Below are 15835 nucleotides of genomic sequence, written 5' to 3' on the forward strand. Positions count from 1 at the left end.
AAATAAAAGCCATTTTTGTTTAAAAATTATGGGTTAAAGAATAGTAAGTACATTCTCAGGAGGACGGCCGATGGCTGCGCTTTGATTGGCGAGCACAATTGGCCGTTCGATGAGTTTAGGTGTGTTGACCATAGCCTCAATCAACTGCAATTCTGTTAGTGATGAGTCTGCAAGTCCCAAGGCTTGATATTCTGCTTCCTTGGTGCGCATTAATTCGCGAGCACTGATGCCTAATTTAACCAGAATGTCGCCGATATCTTTAGCCGTAGGGGGATTTTTTAAGTATTCCACTAAGGTAATGTCGCAGCCTTGTTGCTCGAGTAAAGCTAAGGTTTCACGGCTTTTTGAACAACGTGGGTTATGGTAAATCGTCGCTTGGGTCATAGTACTAGAGGCTCAATACGGGCTGAAATAACAATGGCGCGGATAATAACAGAAAAAACCGCGCCCCGTCAGTGTGTTCGAGGCGCATAAATGGGTAATTGTCTTTAATCTATTTGTAAAACAACTTATTACTTAAGCGCATCCATCTCTTTATCAGCCATTTTAAACTGGCGAATACGTGCTTCAATACGTGCAAGCTGTAATGGATTATTTTCGGATGCACGGTAGGCGAAGTTAAGTTGATCGATTGCGCCCTTATAATTAGCACCTAAGGCCATCAGCTCTGCGGTGGAAAAATATTCCAATGCTTGATTGCCGGTTTTTTTATACACCATAGTCAACAATTGATAGGGCAGTTCATTTTGTTTATCGAGGAAAATCATATCTTCCAGCAAAGGGATTGCTTTGGGGGCTTGATCGGCTTCGATATATATATTGGCTAAGTTGGCATTGATCACTTGAGACGTTGGTTTCATTTTACGCTGGGCTTCGAGCATAGTAATCGCTTTTGCATAGTCCTTACGTTCGATCAGTAAATCAGATTTAGTGTCTATATAAAACAGGTTGTTATTATCGATTTTTAACAGTTCATCGACGATTTTTTCTGATTCATTAAACTTCTTCAATCTATATAAAGCCAGCGCTTTGCCATAAAGTGCTGCCTCTTTGAAGGTATAGGTCTGTTTGTTGAGCTGCCGATCAAACATGCTTAATACTGCTTCGTCGCTATAGCTGGAAAAACGGACTTGAATACGGGCTTTTGCTAGCTGAAAATTAAGATTATCAGGGATATAACGTTTAGGGTATTGCTCGGCACGGTTACGGGCTTCAGTGATCCGCGATTCAGGCAATGGGTGAGTTAATAACATTTGTGGTGGTGTTGTGGTAAAGCGATAACGACTGGCTAATTTACCAAAGAAATCCGCTGCAGCATTAGGATTAAAGCCTGCATCCACTAGAATTTGCATTCCGATGCGATCGGCTTCCTTTTCATGCAAACGGGTGTAGTTGATTTTCGATTGTGTCGCCATGGCTTGGGTTGTCGCAAGCGCCGCCATACCTGCTTGTGGTACTGCAATCGTTAACAAAATGGCGCCGAGTAAACCGGCAATTGTTGCAGGATTACTTTTTTGCTGTGCTTCAAGGGATCGGGCAAGGTGACGTTGAGTAACGTGAGTCACTTCGTGACCTAATACTGAAGCGAGTTCGCTTTCATTGTCGGCATTGAGAAATAAGCCTGTGTGCACGGCAACATGGCCACCAAAGAAGGCGAAGGCGTTGATTTCATCATTTTGTAATAGGAAAAAATAAAACGGCGTTTTTACGCCTGTGGCATGGGCGACCAGTTTATTGCCAAGCTCGGTAAGATATTGACTCAACACGGGGTCATTTAGCATAGGTGCCGATGAGCGAATGATGCGCATATAAGCATCACCGTAAACCATTTCTTTTTCAAGGCTGAAGGTGTTAACTGCGGCGGTACCTAAATCCGGTAAGTCATTGTTGGCAAAGCTTTTGGCGGCGAAGGTTAGCAGCATCAAGGAGAGTGCGCCTGCAACAAAAGGTTTGAATCGAGTCAAAAAAGTCAAGTTACGCAAGCGGATCCTTTTATTTCTAATTATCTCAACTAAAGGCAGATACTGCACTTAGCTTGTAGTTTGAGGTGCAACTTAGGATAATGGCCCAAGTTCGTCTATAGCAAGTTCATTATGATTTTTATTGATTTAACGCTCTTTCGTTGTCCAGTACCCTTAGTGAAAGTGAAGCTTGCATTGAAGCCAATGCGAGAGGGTGAGCAGTTGCATATCTTACTCTTAGACTCTGGTTCGCGGCGAGATGTTCCCCAATATTTAAAAAAACAAGGGCATGTCGTGCAAGAGTTGCGTAATGATGCAGGTCTGTTAGCCTTGATGGTCACCAAAGTTGATCTATCTCAGGGATAAATTGAGGATTTTTATGTTTAAATCCTCTTAGACTAACATTAGTCGCTTAATTCTGAGCCAGAGTGCCGCTCAGGCTCGGTTGTTTACTCCTATCAGTTTATTTTTTGATTAGCTGACGTGTAGGAGCGAAAGTCTAACTGAGTAAAGTCTCGAATAACATCATGATAAATAAACTTTCCTGAGCGTTTGGGAAGCCTTGCCAACCATCACTATTGGAATGATCCATGTTTACTGTTTTTTCTCGTTGGTATCAAGAGCGCTTTAGTGATCCACAAGCTGTGACCTTAATGGCTATTCTTGTCGGGCTCGCGCTAGTGATTTATTTTGCGGCAGGTTTACTTGCTCCGCTGTTGGTCGCTCTTGTGTTGGCATTTCTATTGGAATGGCCTGTGGCGCAAATGCTTAAATTGGGGATTAATCGCACCGCTGGTGCGTCCTTGGTTATTGTGTTGTTTTTGGGAATCGTGGTTTTACTGACATTTGGCTTAATTCCGAGTGTGTGGCGTCAAGGTGTTAGCTTAATTGCCGACTTGCCTAGCATGATTGATAAAGGCTTGCTGACAATACAAACGCTGATCAATCAATATCCACGATTTATCAATCCAGAGCAGTTAGATCTGATGGTTGGTGAGCTTAAAAAACTGCTCGATACTCAACATGTGTTGGATATTGCTAAGCAATTAATCGGTTATTCAGCTTCTTTACTCGTCTTGATGGTGTACGCGATTTTAGTCCCCTTACTGGTGTTTTTCTTTTTAAAAGATAAAGACCAACTGATTAGCGGCAGTAAGCGATTTTTTCCCGTAAATCGCCAGTTAGCCCGTAAAGTTTGGTTTGAAATGCACCAACAGATTTTTAATTACATTCGTGGCAAAGTGATCGAAATCGTGGTTGTTGGTGTCGCAACTTATATTTTGTTTGCCTTGATGGGACTGCGATATTCGGCGTTGCTTGGTGTGTTAACAGGGTTATCGGTATTGATCCCTTATGTCGGTGCAACCTTAGTTACATTACCTATCGCCCTAGTGGCATTTTTTCAGTGGGGTTTTAGTTCTGAATTTGGCTATTTAATGTTGGGTTACGGTATTATTCAGGCGCTCGACGGTAATTTACTCGTGCCTATTTTGTTCTCCGATGCGGTGGATTTACATCCGGTGATCATCATAGCGGCCGTTTTAGTCTTTGGCGGTTTATGGGGTGTATGGGGAGTATTCTTTGCCATTCCATTGGCATCGTTGGTCAAAGCCGTGATTAACGCTTGGCCTAAAACAGAGCTTGAGGCTGACAATAAACTTGATGCGAGTTGATGCCTACCTGTCTAATAGCTATTTGTATCATTGGTTATAGTGGGCGAGTTAACCGTTATCGCAATTCCTTCTGGCATTTGAATTAAGTGCCAGAGGCGTTTTGGTTGAATGTTGTGCCTTCACTATTTAAAGCATCATCGTCTAGTACTCTGTACCCATTTACTTATTGTCATTCCTTTTTATTATCACTTTGTCTTAAGTATCATCATGAATTGAGCTTTTAGTTTTAGATTAAGGGGGATTTATTCTGTCGCTTGCCAGTTTAGGGATTTACATTATGTAGCCTCTAGGTTAGGTAGATGTAAAACTCTTATATAAGCATGTGGTTACATGATGCAGCGCACATTTTACCCTTGAGTATGTTGATAAAGTTGTGTCGCTTAGTTTGGGTTTGCTTATTCGTTCATCCTTAGCTAAGTTATATCGAGTCGTGCTATTTATTTTGGTTGAGAGATGGAAGTCACCCTGACAAGAATTTCCACTGACAATCGCCATTGGAGGATACTATTGTGAGCAAAAAACTATTAAGTGCGCTTTTCGGGGCAAGTCTTGCAGCGTTAGCGCTGTCGCCAACCGCATTTGCTGCAGATCAAAAATTGTCTGATTTCCATGCTGAGTCGGGTGGATGCGAAAGCTGTCATAAAGATGGTACACCTTCTGCGGATGGTGCCTTTGAATTTGCACAGTGCCAAAGTTGTCATGGTACCTATGCTGAAATGGACGCTGTGCATAAGCCACATGACGGTAATTTAGTCTGTGCAGATTGTCATGCGGTACATGATATGAATGTCGGTCAAAAACCTACCTGTGAAAGTTGCCATGATGATGGTCGTACCCCAGCAACTGTTCTGAAAAAATAATCTCAAAAATACGTTTAGAAAAGTTGGTATATACCTTCATGTCTAAATAAATAACGCCAGCGAATAGCTGGCGTTATTTTTATGACTAAAGTCACTCATTACTCATCTTTGGGTTGGCCTTGGATGATTTTTTTACCCGAAAACATGGCTGAAATAATCCCTGGTTGACGTTTTACTTCAGTATAAATCACCGCGAATACATGTAGTAAAATCAGTAGTAAGAGTAGATAAACTGCATAGACGTGCACTTGACCTGCCAATCCTTTCATTGGTTTAAGTGCATCCGCTTTTTCTGCGTTCACACCCGTTGCATCATAGGGTTTTAAGCTTGTTGGTTCGACATTGGTATCGGCAAGATAGCTTTGTACAGCACTACCTAGCGGCGGATAATAAATATCTGTACCTGCACGTAAAAGTCCAGTGATCATTATGGTCACTAATAGCAACATGATGGTCAGCACGGCAAATTTACCTTTAGGGTTATGACCTAAATACTGCGGATTTTTCCCCGCGGCTAATTCAGTCTTATAAGCTATTAATTCGCTTTTGCTATTAGCATTGGGAAACATGTGGCTGAAACGCGCATATTTGTTACCGATAAAACCCCACACAAGGCGGACTATGAGGTTTATTGCGAACGCATATCCTATGCACACATGTAAAGTTTTCAAGCCAATTTTACCTGTTAACTCAGATATGCCTAGCTCAGTGCGATACATCATGATGCCACCGACTAAGATGAGTGCGAGCACAAGAATGACATTAATCCAATGAAATAATCGCGTCGGTTTGTCCCACACAGGATAGGATTTTATTTCAAAAGCGGTGGGGTTACTGCTGGACATGGAATTTCCTTATTTTTTGTGTTGGTATGATCTTACGCTTTTATCCTAAAGTTTCAGTAACTTTTTTCAGTTTCAATTAAGACTTCTGATTGATAGTGTAGTCAACGAAAGTGTTAGAAGTTTTTGATTTGCGTACGGTAAATATTTTTTACGTAAGTCTTTTTAATCTGTTTTATCTAATGCTAATATCGTGACCACGGTAGACTTGGAAGTCTATTGAACGGATGTTGAAGTCGTATTTGGAGGATCTTAGATCCTTAAAGTGAATAATCGTTAACCAGACAGGGAGTGAGCAGGATGTTCAAAATATTACATTGGATTGTAGTGTCACGATCGCAAGTATTGATGGAATTGCTCGCAGGACGTTGGCCGCAGGAGTTTCTCGTTAAGTTGACCCAAGTCAGCCCTGATGAGATGTGTGAGAAAATCAAAGATAATAATGCCTCCATGGTCGTGATCGATTTAGCGACTGTTGATCTTCAAAAAGCCCATCAATTTCAGCGTTTACTTGCCCGTGAGCAACCGAGTGTGCGGGTTGTCTATTTGCAGTTCCCTAAACAAGTGGATGCACGTTTTTTAATGCAAGCTGCCACAACTGCAGGGGTGTTTTATCTCGATGCAGGTTTAACTGAGATAAGCCTAGGACTCTCGAATATTTTACGAGGTCATAGGGTCATCCCAATTCAGCTCATTAATGGGGTAAATGATGATTTTGGGTTGTTCGAAGACACTGAACCGTTAACTATCCGTGAGCGTGAAGTATTACAAGCATTGTTGACGGGAAGTACTAATTTAGATATCGCCAATCAGTTGTTTGTCAGTGAAAGCACGATAAAAACCCATTTGTACCGAGTATTCCGTAAAATTGGAGTGTCTAGCCGTGGTCAAGCGATTGCGTGGGCACAAACCTATTTGCACGATGTGGTGGTTTAAGTCGATATCAGTATTGATATACACACGGATATACGTTTAAGTTAAGTCTTATGTCAGATAAAAGGGGCTAAAGCCCCTTTTATTATTTCTCAAAAGTAGTCTTAAGCCGAAAGCCTATTAACGTCCAAGCCAAGCCGCTATTTTGCTTTTGTCACGAATGGATAGGGCGACAGTATCCTTAGGCGCGGCAGTTATCATCAATTCACCCGTCATCAATTCATCCCGTCTAAACCAATGTAAATTCAACGATTCACGCAGCGGATACTGCTGTAGCTGCGCCTCAAATTGTCCTGTGACTTGTAGGTTATCCGCGGCAATTAACACATCACCTGCACTTAACCCTGCAAGGTGTGCAGGGCTGCCTTGGGTGACAGTCACGATTTTTAATCCTACAGGTGCTGCTTGGGTTTTCGCGCCGAATGCAATCTCATAACCTTTCGCTTGCCCGCCGCCCACATCTTGCGCACCTTGACTGGCTCGAAGACTCAAGTCGACCCCAAATTCGGCGAGTAAAGCCGCTAACGGAATATCGTCAGTGCTATCTAAGTAGGCAAACAGATCTTGGCAATCACGACCAAGGAGTCGTTCCACGATGGCTTGATGGCAAGTATCTGTGGTGCCTTTATCTTGCAGAGCATATTCCTGCCATAAAATCTGCATAACATGGTCGAGATTGTATTTGCCCTGGGTTTCGCTGCGCAGGGTTAAATCTAAATACAGCGCAAACAGAGCCCCTTTAGTGTAATAACTGATGATGGCATTTTGTGCGTTTTCATCTTGCTTGTAGAACTTAGTCCAAGCATTAAAGCTTGAGTCCTTAACACTTTGTTTAAAGCGCCCCTGGCTGCGATAGACACGGGTGAAGGTCTCACTCAGCATATCTAAATAGCTTTGTTCATCTACCAGACCTGCACGATAGGTAAGAAAGTCATCGTAATAGGAGGTGATGCCTTCATAGGCCCATAATTGTGGCGTATAGGTTTCTGCCTCAAGTTTATAGGGTAAAAAGCATTCAGGCTTAATGCGCTTAACGTTCCAGCTGTGGAAATACTCGTGGCTGCACAGGGATAAATAAGTGCGATAGTCATTATTGATTGGCATATCGAGCGACAGCGGTAAGTCTTTGCGTGAACACATTAATGCAGTAGAAGCTCTGTGCTCTAAACCGCCAAAGCCATTGTCTAATACTGTGGTCATAAACAAATAACGTTTAAACGGTGCAGGCGTACCAAAGAAGTTAATCTGATACTCACAAATGGTCTTTAAATCTTGGCAGAGCCTTGGCATGCAAGCACGGTGGCGACCATTGAGTACGATATCATGCCGCACGCCACAGGCATCAAAACTCCCTAAGGTGAATAAGCCCATTTCCACCGGATGATCGATGAGCTCGTCATAGCTTTTAGCTGAAAATTGGCCGAAGGCAAAATCGTCACCACTGGTGCGGGTTATGCTGGTCGCAAGGCGCCAGTCACTTAATGTTGGCTCTGTTGGTGGATCTATAGAGACGGTGTGTAAAGTGTCTTCAAAACCATGGGCAGATAAAAACACGCTACTGCCGTTAAAGAAGCCGTGGGTCATGTCCAAATGCGCGGTGCGCACCGACAGATCCCAAGCATACACTTGATAAGTCAGAATAATTTCGCTGCTATTATTGTCAACCGACCAAGTTTGCTTATCTAGTTGGGTGAGCTTAAGTGTCTGGCCTTGTGCATCTTGTGCCTTGAGTTCAATGATGTTTTTGGCAAAGTCGCGCACCATATAACTGCCGGGCAGCCAAGCGGGTAGGCTAAAGACTTGCACTGGCTTGGGTTGTGATAATGTCATAGTGACAGCGAATAAATGGGCTTTCGGATCGACGGGGATTATCTGGTAATGGATCATATTTATCCTGCAAAACCTGAGTATTTTAATGGTGGCCATGCTGCCAAAAATGCCTGCAACTGGCAAATGAAAAGCAAAATATCTGCAGACACAAAGTATTGAATTGCTAGTATACTATGCCAACTAACCCAAGGAGGACGCCCCATGGCCGAAGAAACGATTTTCAGCAAAATTATTCGTCGCGAAATTCCCGCGGATATTCTGTATCAAGATGAACTTGTGACTGCCTTTAGAGACATTTCCCCTAAGGCGCCAACGCATATTTTGATTGTGCCGAATCACTTGATCCCAACGGCTAATGAGATGAAAGCCTCTGATGAGCCGGTACTTGGCCGTATGATGACGGTTGCGGCTAAATTGGCGGCGGAAGCGGGTATCGCTAAAGATGGCTACCGACTGATCATGAACTGCAATCAACATGGTGGACAAGAAGTCTATCATATTCATTTCCACCTTGTGGGCGGGGAGCCTCTGGGGCCCATGTTGAGCCAAGGCAAATGAAGGTCAATTCGGATTTTTTCCCGCTGACCCAAATGGCGCAGCGGTTTGTGGATCAACTCGCTCAGTGTCGCCGTCTCGGTTTAACCGTATTGGAGGCGAGTGAGCACCATGTGTTGATTGAGTTGCCCTACAGCACTGAATTAATTGGTTATCCCGATACGGGCGTTATCCATGGTGGAGTGATCACTACCTTAATGGATACTGCCTGTGGCAGTGCCGTCGTGAGCGCAATTTTCCATAAATTCAAATTGTTAGAAATCTCACCCACGCTCGATTTACGGGTGGACTACATGAAGCCCGCTCAGCCCCATAAGCCTGTATTTGGTTTCGCAGAATGCTACAAGTTGTCTTCTAATATTGCCTTTACCCGTGCAATTGCTTACCAAGACAGTATTGACGATCCCATCGCCCATGCCGTCGGCTCTTTTATGCGGATCAGCCCTGAAATGGTCGGTGATGCCTTTAGGCAAGCGTTAATGGGTGAAGCCGTGCCTGCGATAGGAGAGAGTGATGAGCGCAAATAATTCGATACTAGATGCAGCCAGTACAACTCAAAACGCACAGGTTAAAGCGCCTATTGATGTGCAAGGGATAGTTAAACGCGCCACTGAACTTAATGATTTTGGCCATTTACTTGAGCACGTTCCCTATGCCAAATTTATTGGTATGAAGGTGGAGCGTTTTGGTGATGAACTGATTTTTAAATTGCCCGCTAAAGACGACAATATCGGTAATCCTGTGTTGCCCGCCATTCATGGCGGCGTGATTGCGGGCTTTATGGAAATGTCAGCGATAGTGCAGTTAATGGTATTTATGCAAACAGCAAAGGTGCCTAAAGTCGTTGATTTTTCAATCGACTATTTACGTGCAGGTCTGCACAAGGATAGTTTTGCTGAGTGTCGTATTACCCGTCAGGGTCGACGAGTCGCCAACGTGAATATTGATTGTTGGCAAACCAATCGTAAGCAGCTTATTGCTACGGCACGGGCACATTTTTTGATTGATTAATCTGATTAAGTTTAGATTGATGAAGCATGACTGATTCACTATTTTAGATTGAGAATGCTTTATTTAACCTATGTTATTAAGCATGAGTTCAGCACTGTTCGATTAGTTTGTCGTTTAATGGGAAATGATGCGCTAGCTGCGTATTTTGTGGCGTGACTAGGAGAAATATATGAAACAAGTTTATACAGGGTTATTACTGGCCGCAGCGCTTACCTTAGGTGCTTGTGCCTCACATACCGCAGGGATTTCAGTGAGCTCACTGGGTGAAACCCGCGTCGATAATTCCAGCTTTGCCCGAGATATTGCGGTAGAGAGTGTGGATGCACGCCGAGTCGGTGATTTAGTGCAGGGCTCAGCGTTGATTGTTAGCAAATCCTCGTCCGATATGCGTGTGCAATATAAATTCACTTGGTACGATGCCAGCGGCTTTACTATCGAAGATGAAGCGACCAGCTGGAAATCGGTGAAATTACACGGTAAACAGCAATTGCAAGTCGGCGCTGTTGCACCTAATGCCCAAGTGGTTAAATTTGATGTATACGTGCGTGAAACCTTTTCAAACTAAGCTTGAGTTTGCTTCTGTTTAGTTTATTCCGTGTTTAATTGATTTTTTGATATTAAACCCGTTCTAAAATGGCTTACTTCTTTTAAGGAGTAAGCCTTTTTATTCGTTTTACATCAACTTTCAATGACCTTAAGGTCACTCAAATGTTATTAGCTTTCGTCTTTTTGACATTGAAAGTTGCGATAAATTACCCATTTTTAAGCAAAAAGGTTTACGGCAAGGTGAAATCCGGACTTTAGTCCTAAATACATTCAGTGATTGAGCACTACTATCAGCATATTACCACATGAGGATAGAAAGATGACTGCTCATATTAATGCTCAACCTACTGATTTTGCTGAAACTGTTATTATGCCGGGTGATCCACTACGTGCTAAATATATCGCTGAAACCTATCTCACCGATGCCGTAGAAGTCACGAATGTTCGCAATATGCTTGGTTACACGGGCTTTTACCAAGGACAGCGCATTTCCGTTATGGGTCATGGTATGGGGATTTCATCTATGGTGCTCTATGGCCATGAGCTGATTAATTATTTTGGCGTGAAACGCATTATTCGTATTGGCAGTTTAGGTGCAACACAAAAACATGTACAAATGCGAGATGTCATTTTAGCCCAAGCCGCAGGCACGGATTCACCTACTAACGCTAAGCGTAGTAGTGGCTACCAAATGGCAACTTCTGCGACCTTTTCTTTATTGCATAAAGCCTATACAACAGCGAATGAGAAAGGCATTAGTGTAAAAGTTGGCAATATCTTTAGTGGTGATCTTTATTACGATCCCGATGAAGATATGATCCCCGCTCTTGAACGTTTTGGGGTATTAGGTATTGATATGGAAGTGGCGGGGCTTTATGGATTGTCACACCAACAAGGTATCGAATCATTAGCCATTTTAACGGTATCGGATCATTGTTTAACCGGTGAAGAAACTACGGCCGAAGAACGCCAACTCTCTTTTAATAATATGATCGAGCTCGCGTTAGAAACCGCCCTCAATTAGGTTTAAAGCCATCCTTTGAACCCTTAGCATTTCACTTATGGAATGACATAATGAATAATAAAATTACTTTAACAGCCATCAGTTTTCTCGCCAATTTTATTATGGCGGGCTTTGCGACCCAATTTGGGATGTTGATTGAACCCATAGCTGAGAAATTTGCCGCTAATGTTAACGAAGTTGCATCAATTTTTTCATTGCTTAATGGCGGTGCACTCGCGGGAACGATTGCAGCATTTTTCTTTATTGAAAAAATGGGTATCAAAAGAATGACCTTGATAAGTTACAGTCTGGTTGCTCTTTCTGCTCTGGCTTTACATCTAACCAGTTCCCTACAAGTTGTGATGGTAGCAATGACCTTAATTGGTTTTTGTGGCGGTATCGGTCTATGTATTGCTGGTACGATTGTGGTGTCTGTGTGGCAAGAGAAATTACAAAGCACAATGTTAGTGGTGCAAGATGCGACGTTTAATATTGCAGGCGTTATTTTTCCATTAATAACGACTTATGCATTAACAAGTTCACTATCATGGAGTTATAGCTATTTAGCCGTAGGTTTAGTGGCGTTCGGTACAGTCATTATTACCTTGTTCACTCATTTCTCTATTTGCGAGCAATCGTCTACAACACAAGAGAAACAACAGTCTGAATGGAATATCGGTATTATTAGTGGAGGTATTGGTTTATTTTTAGGAATGCTGGCTTTATATACTTTTTTAACTTGGGCACCTTTATTTGTAAAACAAAAATTTGATATTCCGTTTGAAGATGCCGGTAATATTATTACCCAGTATTGGTCCGCTGCGCTAATTGGGGCGTTAATTTCGACTGTGATTGTGACTCGTGTAAAAATTCACCATTTCTTAGTCGGTATTATTGCTTTAGCTATGGTGATCACCGCTGCCATTGTCAGTACCAATAATCTTAATTGGATAGCTTATTTAACCTATGGTTATGGTTTTGTATGTGCCGCGCTTTATAATGCATTTATTGCTTATGGCGTGTCTTTTGTAAAAAAAGCCAGCAGCAAAAATGTGTCATATATACTTATTAGCGGAAGTGCAGGGGCGATGTTTAGCCCAGCCATCAGTTCTTTCTTTGAACGTATTATCGGATTACAAACTGTGATGTATGTGATTCCTTTGCTTTACGCAGCGATATTTATGCTACTGATCGTTTCAAGTCGGATGAAATCGGCTATGGAACAACACTCGCCATCGGTAAGTTAATTTACCTGTGCATCCATCCCACACTCGGTTGTTAAATTAAGTCGAGTGTGGGTTATGTTGAAAGCGGTTATATGCCTGCTTCAACAAATTTCTTGAGTGCGTTGAGATCACAAATCCGAATGCCATCTTTTTTCCGCTCAATTAAGCCTCGTTCCTCAAGATTTTGTAGCGCCCGACGGTAGACTCGGTCGGTAGTGCCAAATCGTTCAGCCTCTAAATAGCGTTTACTAAAGCCATCTACGGGCAAGTCATTTAAGTATTCATGGTAAATATCAAATGCCACGTTATAACTGATGGGATAGAGCAGTCGCCGAGTAAAAATATCCACTGTGTCTTGGTAGTCAATCGCAATTGCACTAGCGAAAAATAGCGCGAGTTGAGGATGTTGACCGAGGCAATGTTGCAGTTTTTCAGCACTAATCAACATGATTTCTAAGGGTTCACTGGCAATAATGTCTAGTTGACAGTGGTACTGGGTGAAGAACTCCATTTCGCCAAACAGTTGTGAATCACAATCAATAGTACCTAATTGAAAACACCGACCATTTCTCGCGGTATGGCCGAGCGATACTCGGCCTTGCTTCACCAATACAAGTGATGCCATCGTTTCCCCCTGCGTCATGAGGTGAGCGCCTTTTTTGAGCATTTTTATTTCGCTGATACAGCTAAGTACAACCGCTTCAATAAGTGGATAGTCTTGCTCCCATCGCTGGCTATAACGTCCTTTCGATAAAGGTTTTAGCTGCATCGACTATCGTCCTCTTACAGTGTTCGAAATTGCGACCTTCTATAGCATTATCATGATAGGTGGTCAAATGGACGAAAGGATTTAGGCTGCTACTAAAGATATTTTCATCATACGAACTGAAGGGCAGTGGTTTTCGCGACATTTAATTGAATCGCAGAGATAAGAGTGCCCACTTTTTATTTCCGTCATGTATACTAGGCGTCGCCAAGGGGTGTTTGTTGTGCATTAATGTTACTCTGATTTTAACGTTAACGGCTGCAAACTGAGATGTCATCTGACGAACCCTTAGAACCTGATCCGGCTAATACCGGCGTAGGAATGGGCCAATCAACAGCACACTTCTGAATCGCTTATTCGTTGCCGGATCTCAAACATTATATTTGAGGTCCTATGTCAAACCGTAAAACGTCAAACCATCAATCTCCATTTTCAACCGTATCGCCAAGCTTATTTTTAGCCCGAGCGCCGCTGGCATTAGCCATCGCCGCAGCGCTGAGCACCCCTGTTTTTGCACAAACCGACGCTATCGATAAACCCGATCCCAGCACTGAGATGGAAGTCATGGTGGTGACGGCGGATTTTCGCAGTTCAAGCTTAGAAAAAATGCCCTCCAGCATTACCGTTATCGACAGTCAAAAAATTCAAGATGAAAGTGCGCAACACTTTGAAGATCTGCTTAATTCTATCGCCAATTTTAACTGGTCAGGTGGAAGCTCGCGGCCGAAATATTTTCAAATTCGCGGTGTAGGGGAGCAGGAACAATACCAAGGCGCACCTAATTCTTCCGTGGGTTACATCATAGATGATATCGATTTATCCGGTATTGGTATGGTGTCGAGCATGTACGATTTACAGCAGGTCGAAGTGCTTCGTGGACCGCAGGGGACGCGTTACGGCGCGAATGCCTTAGCGGGATTAATTTATCTGAAGAGTAACGATCCAACTGATATGTTTGAGCATGGCGGCGAAGTGTCGTTAGGCGAGGATGATTTGCGCACTTTTAGTGGTTTCAGTTCTGGCCCATTAACGGATTCTGGCAAGCTGCTTTATCGTGTGTCAATGCAGCAACATCAGCAAAATGGTTACCACGATAACCTGTATTTAGGCCGTGATGATACCAATGGTCGCGATGAATTCAGCGGCCGTGCTAAGCTGCGCTGGTATGCGACAGATGATTTGCAGTTTGATTTAACTGTGCTGCATGCCGATTTTGATAATGGCTATGATGTGTGGAGTTTAACCAATTCACCAACCCAGACAACATCGGATCAACCGGGTGTCGATAGCCAACGCACCACAGGTGCGGGTTTTAAAGCGACCTATTCCGGCGCAGAAAACTTCGAATTAACTTCGTTAACCTCTTTTGCGAATACCGATCACCATTACAGTTACGATGGCGATTGGGCTAACTCAGAATATTGGGCCTCTAAGCAATGCAATGATGACAATGGCAATCTGGCGCCGTGTCAATACGATTATTTTTGGGATAAAACGGGTCAGCGTAAAACCGTGTCGCAAGAGTTTCGCCTAAGTTCTACCGAGCAGGGCCGTATTTTTGCAGAGAGTACTGATTGGTTGCTTGGTGTGTATGCCATGAATCTGAAAGAAGATAACCAATTGTATTCTGAATACAATGCTTCGCCGGATGAAGTCTTAGACTCAGAGTATGAAGCGACAAACTATGCACTGTTTGGCCAGCTTGATACGGATTTGGGCTCAAATTATGCTTTATCTGTGGGGCTACGTTTAGAGCGCCGCAACAGCCATTACTCTGATACGAATAACGATAATTTCGACCCGAGCGAAACCATGTGGGGCGGTCATATTGCTGTGAGTAAAGTGCTGAACGACTCACACAATGCTTATATCCGAGTCGCACGCGGTTACAAGGCGGGCGGTTTCAACATGACTTTGCCCGTCGAATTGAACGATAAAAAAGAGTTTAGTACTGAGACGCTCTATAACTATGAAATCGGCCTTAAATCCCATTGGTTAGCTGGACTTATCGATACTAATTTGGCGCTGTTCTATATGGACAGACAAGATCAACAGGTGGCTGCATCACAGCAAGATCCCGATAAACCACAGCGTTTTATCTTGTTCACTGAAAATGCAGGCAGTTCGAATAACTATGGCGCTGAGTTAGATGCAACCTGGTATGCCACGGATAATCTGCAAGTTTACTCAAGCTTAGGTTGGTTAGAAACGGCCTACGGTGACTACCAGTATCAGGACAAATATGGCACTGAGGTGGATTTAACTGGCCGCGATCTAGCCCATTCTCCACATCTTACCTACAGCCTTGGTGGGACTTATCGTGCCAATTCGGGTTGGTTTGCTAACCTGAATCTTAGCGGTAAGAGTGAATTCTATTATTCAGACAGCAATGAATCCCGCTCTGAACCCTACACTATCGTCAATGCCCGTATAGGTTATGAGGCGAGCGCCTGGTCGGCATATTTATGGGGACGCAATCTGTTTAATGAAGAATACGGTGTGCGTGGCTTCTATTTTGGCAATGAGCCAGATAACGGTTGGGCGGAAAAGCAATATATTCGTTACGGCGATCCGCGTCAGATTGGCGTAACCTTTAACGTTAAGTTTATGTAATAGCTCATTTTAAAGT

The 15835-nt window shown here is 43.2% G+C and carries 16 protein-coding genes and 1 riboswitch; of the genes, 11 read left to right on the plus strand and 5 right to left on the minus strand.

Annotated elements, in window-relative coordinates; all coding sequences use genetic code 11:
• Positions 1-33 precede the first annotated feature (33 nt).
• Together arsC and HUB64_RS05655 are read right to left on the minus strand one after the other, a co-directional pair.
• On the minus strand, positions 34-384 hold the full coding sequence (gene arsC, locus HUB64_RS05650) for an arsenate reductase (glutaredoxin) (RefSeq protein WP_168823940.1): 351 nt from the start codon (positions 382-384) through the stop codon (positions 34-36).
• 128 nt (positions 385-512) lie between these two features.
• Positions 513-1982, minus strand: a complete 1470-nt coding sequence (locus tag HUB64_RS05655) for a M48 family metalloprotease (protein ID WP_173496555.1) — start codon at positions 1980-1982, stop codon at positions 513-515.
• 111 nt (positions 1983-2093) lie between these two features.
• Here HUB64_RS05655 and HUB64_RS05660 point away from each other — a divergent pair, with 111 nt between their 5' ends.
• The 3 genes from HUB64_RS05660 (at position 2094) to HUB64_RS05670 (ending at position 4494) form a co-directional block, all read left to right on the plus strand.
• On the plus strand, positions 2094-2327 hold the full coding sequence (locus tag HUB64_RS05660; RefSeq protein ID WP_113938755.1) for a sulfurtransferase TusA family protein: 234 nt from the start codon (positions 2094-2096) through the stop codon (positions 2325-2327).
• A gap of 224 nt (positions 2328-2551) precedes the next feature.
• Entirely contained in the window at positions 2552-3634 is a 1083-nt protein-coding gene (locus HUB64_RS05665) for an AI-2E family transporter (RefSeq protein ID WP_028760308.1), read from the plus strand.
• Positions 3635-4143: 509 nt separating this feature from the next.
• Positions 4144-4494: a cytochrome c3 family protein gene (locus tag HUB64_RS05670; RefSeq protein WP_105252823.1), complete on the plus strand. Its 351-nt coding sequence runs from the start codon at positions 4144-4146 to the stop codon at positions 4492-4494.
• Positions 4495-4592: 98 nt separating this feature from the next.
• Here HUB64_RS05670 and HUB64_RS05675 read toward each other — a convergent pair whose 3' ends face one another.
• Positions 4593-5339, minus strand: coding sequence for a cytochrome b/b6 domain-containing protein (locus tag HUB64_RS05675; RefSeq protein ID WP_113938754.1), 747 nt, complete (start codon positions 5337-5339; stop codon positions 4593-4595).
• Positions 5340-5636: 297 nt separating this feature from the next.
• Here HUB64_RS05675 and HUB64_RS05680 point away from each other — a divergent pair, with 297 nt between their 5' ends.
• On the plus strand, positions 5637-6272 hold the full coding sequence (locus tag HUB64_RS05680; RefSeq protein WP_028760305.1) for a LuxR C-terminal-related transcriptional regulator: 636 nt from the start codon (positions 5637-5639) through the stop codon (positions 6270-6272).
• 117 nt (positions 6273-6389) lie between these two features.
• Here the strand turns inward: HUB64_RS05680 and HUB64_RS05685 are convergent, their stop codons facing one another.
• Positions 6390-8156, minus strand: a complete 1767-nt coding sequence (locus tag HUB64_RS05685; RefSeq protein ID WP_113938753.1) for a M61 family metallopeptidase — start codon at positions 8154-8156, stop codon at positions 6390-6392.
• A gap of 144 nt (positions 8157-8300) precedes the next feature.
• Between HUB64_RS05685 and hinT the strand changes: the two genes are divergently transcribed.
• From hinT to tsgA, 6 genes are all read left to right on the plus strand, one after another.
• Complete coding sequence (gene hinT, locus HUB64_RS05690; RefSeq protein WP_113938752.1) at positions 8301-8657, plus strand: purine nucleoside phosphoramidase; 357 nt, start codon at positions 8301-8303, stop codon at positions 8655-8657.
• The gene (locus HUB64_RS05695) at positions 8654-9181 is read left to right on the plus strand and encodes a PaaI family thioesterase (protein WP_028760303.1); all 528 of its coding nucleotides are present in this window, start codon (positions 8654-8656) and stop codon (positions 9179-9181) included. Before hinT ends, HUB64_RS05695 begins: the two co-directional genes overlap by 4 nt.
• The gene (locus HUB64_RS05700) at positions 9168-9665 is read left to right on the plus strand and encodes a PaaI family thioesterase (RefSeq protein WP_168823948.1); all 498 of its coding nucleotides are present in this window, start codon (positions 9168-9170) and stop codon (positions 9663-9665) included. The genes HUB64_RS05695 and HUB64_RS05700 overlap by 14 nt, the downstream gene beginning before the upstream one ends.
• Before the next feature lie 169 nt (positions 9666-9834).
• Positions 9835-10230, plus strand: coding sequence for a YcfL family protein (locus HUB64_RS05705; RefSeq protein ID WP_173496556.1), 396 nt, complete (start codon positions 9835-9837; stop codon positions 10228-10230).
• 300 nt (positions 10231-10530) lie between these two features.
• Positions 10531-11235, plus strand: coding sequence for a purine-nucleoside phosphorylase (gene deoD / locus HUB64_RS05710; protein WP_012196924.1), 705 nt, complete (start codon positions 10531-10533; stop codon positions 11233-11235).
• 50 nt (positions 11236-11285) lie between these two features.
• Positions 11286-12461: an MFS transporter TsgA gene (gene tsgA / locus HUB64_RS05715; RefSeq protein WP_173496557.1), complete on the plus strand. Its 1176-nt coding sequence runs from the start codon at positions 11286-11288 to the stop codon at positions 12459-12461.
• A gap of 67 nt (positions 12462-12528) precedes the next feature.
• Here tsgA and HUB64_RS05720 read toward each other — a convergent pair whose 3' ends face one another.
• On the minus strand, positions 12529-13209 hold the full coding sequence (locus HUB64_RS05720; RefSeq protein WP_173496558.1) for a Crp/Fnr family transcriptional regulator: 681 nt from the start codon (positions 13207-13209) through the stop codon (positions 12529-12531).
• 197 nt (positions 13210-13406) lie between these two features.
• Positions 13407-13545: riboswitch (TPP riboswitch) on the plus strand.
• 54 nt (positions 13546-13599) lie between these two features.
• On the opposite strand from HUB64_RS05720, the gene HUB64_RS05725 reads away from it, so the two are divergent.
• Complete coding sequence (locus HUB64_RS05725; protein WP_173496559.1) at positions 13600-15819, plus strand: TonB-dependent receptor; 2220 nt, start codon at positions 13600-13602, stop codon at positions 15817-15819.
• The last annotated feature ends 16 nt before the right edge of the window (positions 15820-15835 follow it).

It is taken from the genome of Shewanella sp. ISTPL2, from assembly GCF_013283205.1.
GTDB classification, from domain to species: domain Bacteria; phylum Pseudomonadota; class Gammaproteobacteria; order Enterobacterales; family Shewanellaceae; genus Shewanella; species Shewanella oncorhynchi.

Coding starts and splice junctions, on each gene's coding strand:
- HUB64_RS05725 (WP_173496559.1), top strand. CDS start 13,600: ATGTCAAACCGTAAAACGTCAAACCATCAATCTCCATTTTCAACCGTA.
- hinT (WP_113938752.1), top strand. CDS start 8,301: ATGGCCGAAGAAACGATTTTCAGCAAAATTATTCGTCGCGAAATTCCC.
- tsgA (WP_173496557.1), top strand. CDS start 11,286: ATGAATAATAAAATTACTTTAACAGCCATCAGTTTTCTCGCCAATTTT.
- HUB64_RS05695 (WP_028760303.1), top strand. CDS start 8,654: ATGAAGGTCAATTCGGATTTTTTCCCGCTGACCCAAATGGCGCAGCGG.
- HUB64_RS05720 (WP_173496558.1), bottom strand. CDS start 13,209: ATGCAGCTAAAACCTTTATCGAAAGGACGTTATAGCCAGCGATGGGAG.
- HUB64_RS05665 (WP_028760308.1), top strand. CDS start 2,552: ATGTTTACTGTTTTTTCTCGTTGGTATCAAGAGCGCTTTAGTGATCCA.
- HUB64_RS05700 (WP_168823948.1), top strand. CDS start 9,168: ATGAGCGCAAATAATTCGATACTAGATGCAGCCAGTACAACTCAAAAC.
- HUB64_RS05685 (WP_113938753.1), bottom strand. CDS start 8,156: ATGATCCATTACCAGATAATCCCCGTCGATCCGAAAGCCCATTTATTC.
- HUB64_RS05660 (WP_113938755.1), top strand. CDS start 2,094: ATGATTTTTATTGATTTAACGCTCTTTCGTTGTCCAGTACCCTTAGTG.
- deoD (WP_012196924.1), top strand. CDS start 10,531: ATGACTGCTCATATTAATGCTCAACCTACTGATTTTGCTGAAACTGTT.
- HUB64_RS05675 (WP_113938754.1), bottom strand. CDS start 5,339: ATGTCCAGCAGTAACCCCACCGCTTTTGAAATAAAATCCTATCCTGTG.
- HUB64_RS05705 (WP_173496556.1), top strand. CDS start 9,835: ATGAAACAAGTTTATACAGGGTTATTACTGGCCGCAGCGCTTACCTTA.
- HUB64_RS05680 (WP_028760305.1), top strand. CDS start 5,637: ATGTTCAAAATATTACATTGGATTGTAGTGTCACGATCGCAAGTATTG.
- arsC (WP_168823940.1), bottom strand. CDS start 384: ATGACCCAAGCGACGATTTACCATAACCCACGTTGTTCAAAAAGCCGT.